The following is a 3,892-nucleotide window of genomic DNA, read 5'->3' as shown; positions in this document are numbered from 1 at the left end:
CTTAGCTGGGCACGCAAAAGAAAAAGACCGACTTCTATCGGTCTTTTCAAATATTCTTATATCGTTGGTCTATTCTTAGACCTAGATTTTCTAGGACCTACAATTAGTCTGATTGCTGTTCTTTCTTGATTATCGATTGAAACCTCGTGAAACGCTGGAATAAGAACCAAGTCAATACCACTAGGAGCTACGAATCCTCTTGCAATAGCAATGGCTTTAATCGCTTGATTTGTAGCGCCAGCTCCAATCACTTGAATTTCTGCATTACCGCTTTCTCTTAATACGCCTGCAATTGCGCCTGCAACTGAATTGGGATTTGATTTTGATGATACTTTTAATATATTTTCCATGTAAGTTGCTCCTCTGTTATTTAATCGCCTTTTTGGTTACTGACTGGAATGTAATTAACGTATCTTTAACTAATATTCATATCAAAAGCAAACAATACTATTGAATGTATTTATTCGATACTTTTTATGTTATACCTGCCCATCTACATAAATAAAAAGCGAATTACTAAATCTTAAACTTAGTCATCGCTCTATCCATTGCATCTTGGTTTACCCCTATATATCTAAGTGTTACTCTTTCTGATGAATGATTAAATATCTCCATAAGCAACGCTATATTCTTTGTCTGCATGTACATATGATATCCGAATGTCTTACGTAATGTATGTGTGCCAATCTCATCTATACCAAACTCTGCTGCTGTACTTCTAAGTATTTTGTATGCCATACTACGACCAATCGGTTTGTTACTACCTTGTCTGCTTTTAATTAAGTACTCATGATTTTCTCTCCCTTCAATGAACCATTTCAACTCTCTTCTTAATGCTGCAGTAATTTGAATACGTTTCTGCTTACCTGTTTTCATTTCACGCATTGAGATGTGGCTTCCTTTTAAGTCACCAATCTTTAGCTTCAAAATATCACTAATGCGTAATCCAGTGTTAACACCCACAACAAACAGGATATAATTACGTTCACTCTTCTCTTTCAAATATTCTTTTATTTGTTGTATCTGCTCTGGATCACGGATAGGCTGAACAAAATTCATTGTCCATCACCTCCCGCTTGCTCTTCTTGCTCATAAACTTCTAATCTAAGTGCAAAAGCAAGCTTATAGAATGCTCTTGCCTTAACACGCCTGTATGTCCGCTCACTCATTCCCATTTCGTTATAAATCATATAATCACATACATCATCATCTTCAAGGTATCGTTTGATAATAATATCTCTTTGGTTCTTTCCTGATTGACCATTACCAAAACGACTCAATGCCTGGTCAATACGAAATGACATCTTTTCAAGCCATTCTTCACGCTTATTTTGCTGTAGATTTGCTACCGCAACATCTTCTAATGGATTTCCAACTGCATGTGTAGGTCCGTGCTCTCGAACTTCATAAGAAGGAGTGACTTTCATTTCTTTTCGAATCATTCCAAACTGTCTATATATACGTACACTTTCAAGAACACCTTCCAAACGTTCCTGTGTTGCTGTTCTATCGATTTTTGGTAAGAAAGATAATTGTTTAATCATGTAAGACCACTCCTTTTTATTTTTAATTACTTCTGTCTGAACGCTCCACCGCGATTACGTACATATCTTGGTCGATACATTCCCATTAATTCCTCTATATCGCGGACACTTAATTGTTCTTCTTTTCGTTTTGGCCTCTTTTTCTGTTGCTGTTTCTTCCATTCTCGTAACTGATCACGAAAGCACTTCATTCCATCACCTCTTGTAAAATAAAAAAGCGGACACCAAACTACAGAACGATATTAATATCGCTCCATAGAATGATGTCCGCTGGTTCTTCCAGTAGGACTATAAAAGGATTATTTTGTTGAGTTTTATTTATGCATAACAGTGTACATATCACACTTTTCACAATAGTAATCTGGTATATCCTTACCTTTGTATTCCTCATTACAATTAACGCAATACGGTATTTTCTTTTTATATTGCTTATTGTCATGTCCACATAAATAACAAATTCCTGCATTGTATTCTAAATTTGATGTTGCACCGCATTCCTTACACTTGTTATTCATCTCTCATCCCTCCGCATAATATTTCTCCATCTGCACATACTACAAACAGGCATCTCCTAGAACTCACAACCTGTATGCCTGTTTTTCCCTCTCCAAGGGTGAGCAGTTAGCTTTTGCTAGCTGCTCTTTTATTTTGCATCGAATGGGCCAATATCTTCACCAATCGCACCTAAGTAATTCTTACGGTCCATCTCCCAACAATCGCGGCACATCTTTTCACCTGGAACAAAGTCTAATAAGTGTGGTCCGCGTAATTCTTTTCTAATTTCACCACACCATCCGCATTCTCCACCATTCTCATACTCAGCCATGATCTTATTTAATTGCCCTTCTGGAATACTTACATATCCAATCGCTGGTGCGCATGCTAACTCACCCGTATCATACTTACTTGGCATTCCGTCGTATGCATAAGATTCCATGTAATCATCCGTCATTTTATTTAAATCAATAACCAATCTATCGTTAACAACTCTTAGTTTTAAAGTAGCCATTTTCTTTTCCCCCCTGAATAAAACTCAATATTTCGTCAATGCTGTAGATAGGCGATAGCCAGAATTCTTTTAATGAAGTCCCTAACCTTTCTCCTTTCCCCCCTTTTGGAGAACCAGCCGAGCAGTTAGCTTTTGCTGACTGCTTTTTTTGTATAATATTTCACCATCAATACATACTATAGATACGCTGTTAAACAGCTTAGTCCAGTTTTCTTTCTCTTAATCCTTTTTAGAGAGCAGTTAGCTTTTGTTAGCTGCTCTTTTTAATTCATGTAATTCCTTCTCGATCCTCTCAATTTGTTCATCTCTTACTTGAACATCATCTTGCAAAAACTCAATTTTTTCTTTAAGTTTCATCCGTTCGTTAAACAATTGGCGGCACTCATATATGGATGATTCACGTCCTGCTCTAAGAAGTTCAATCTCTTTATTCTTCAATTCAACCTGTTTTACAGCATGATCAAAATCATCTTTTAATAATTGATACTTTGTAGAGCCTTTCATTTAATTCTCCTTTTCTACAAAATGAAATTTTTATTAATACCTTCTAATTTTTTTCTCAACAACCAACACATGGAACTTAATTACCATTTTTGGTAATATAAAGATAACCCTAACGTTTTACATATTTTTTATTAGGACCTGTAGCGCACCTCAGGTCCTAATTTTTTTACAAAATAGCGTTTTTGTTACAAAACCTCTGTTAAAATTCGAAACTCTTTATACATCTGATCTTCGATAGTAATTTCAATAGGTTTACCGACTAATTCCGAAACAGTATTTACTTTTGCATCTTTTAAAATACCTTTCGTCTCTTCTAATACTCTTTGAAATGCCTTATGCTTTTGTTCTTCCGAATCCCATTGGCATTGTTCGCTAATATTAACAAGATGTCTTCCGCCGCAATTAACCCCACAATTACCATCAAAGCGAAATTCAAGTTGCAATCCCATCATGAAAGATCTATCCCTCCATGCTCCAAATTCGGCTTTTACAATCTTCCCTAAAAATTTTCCGTCCATCTTTCTATTCTCCCTTTCTCTCAAATAACGATTTTATTAAAATTTAGAAACACGAATGATACCCTATATTAGTTATTTGTTGTGTCTAAAATAAATTAAATTAATAATATAAGAATGAGATATCTATTAAAAAGATTTTATCTTACTACTTTTTTGAACACATAAGCGAGGTGATTTTGATAGAATACAAAGACCCCAAAAACAAATATTTGTTCAATAATTTTCCGTTTATTGATATTAATAAAATTATTCTTCCTTATTTTCCACCTGGACCTACTGGCACTACTGGCGCTACTGGTTCTACTGGCGCTACTGGT

The 3,892-nt window shown here is 35.4% G+C and carries 8 protein-coding genes; all 8 read right to left on the bottom strand.

Features of this window, described 5'->3' with window-relative positions:
- Positions 1-56: 56 nt before the first annotated feature.
- The 8 genes from V7024_RS19860 to V7024_RS19825 all read right to left on the bottom strand — a co-directional run bounded on the left by V7024_RS19860 (position 57) and on the right by V7024_RS19825 (position 3,575).
- Positions 57-350 (bottom strand): stage V sporulation protein S, encoded by a 294-nt coding sequence (locus tag V7024_RS19860; RefSeq protein WP_335523069.1) that lies wholly within the window; start codon positions 348-350, stop codon positions 57-59.
- Positions 351-516: 166 nt separating this feature from the next.
- A complete protein-coding gene (locus tag V7024_RS19855; protein WP_335523067.1) occupies positions 517-1,059 on the bottom strand; it encodes a site-specific integrase in 543 nt (180 codons plus the stop codon).
- Complete coding sequence (locus V7024_RS19850) at positions 1,056-1,544, bottom strand: ArpU family phage packaging/lysis transcriptional regulator (protein ID WP_098917232.1); 489 nt, start codon at positions 1,542-1,544, stop codon at positions 1,056-1,058. Before V7024_RS19850 ends, V7024_RS19855 begins: the two co-directional genes overlap by 4 nt.
- A 26-nt stretch (positions 1,545-1,570) precedes the next feature.
- Entirely contained in the window at positions 1,571-1,735 is a 165-nt protein-coding gene (locus V7024_RS19845) for a hypothetical protein (RefSeq protein ID WP_098917231.1), read from the bottom strand.
- Between the two features lie 123 nt (positions 1,736-1,858).
- A complete protein-coding gene (locus tag V7024_RS19840) occupies positions 1,859-2,059 on the bottom strand; it encodes a hypothetical protein (protein ID WP_335523061.1) in 201 nt (66 codons plus the stop codon).
- Between the two features lie 128 nt (positions 2,060-2,187).
- Entirely contained in the window at positions 2,188-2,553 is a 366-nt protein-coding gene (locus tag V7024_RS19835) for a hypothetical protein (RefSeq protein WP_335523059.1), read from the bottom strand.
- A gap of 240 nt (positions 2,554-2,793) precedes the next feature.
- Positions 2,794-3,057, bottom strand: coding sequence for a hypothetical protein (locus V7024_RS19830; RefSeq protein WP_335523057.1), 264 nt, complete (start codon positions 3,055-3,057; stop codon positions 2,794-2,796).
- A 185-nt stretch (positions 3,058-3,242) separates the two neighbouring features.
- Positions 3,243-3,575: a hypothetical protein gene (locus V7024_RS19825; RefSeq protein ID WP_335523055.1), complete on the bottom strand. Its 333-nt coding sequence runs from the start codon at positions 3,573-3,575 to the stop codon at positions 3,243-3,245.
- Between the last annotated feature and the right edge of the window lie 317 nt (positions 3,576-3,892).

This window comes from Bacillus sp. JJ864 (genome assembly GCF_036963045.1).
Classification (GTDB): domain Bacteria; phylum Bacillota; class Bacilli; order Bacillales; family Bacillaceae_G; genus Bacillus_A; species Bacillus_A pseudomycoides_C.
This window is presented reverse-complemented; position numbering and strand designations above follow the sequence as displayed.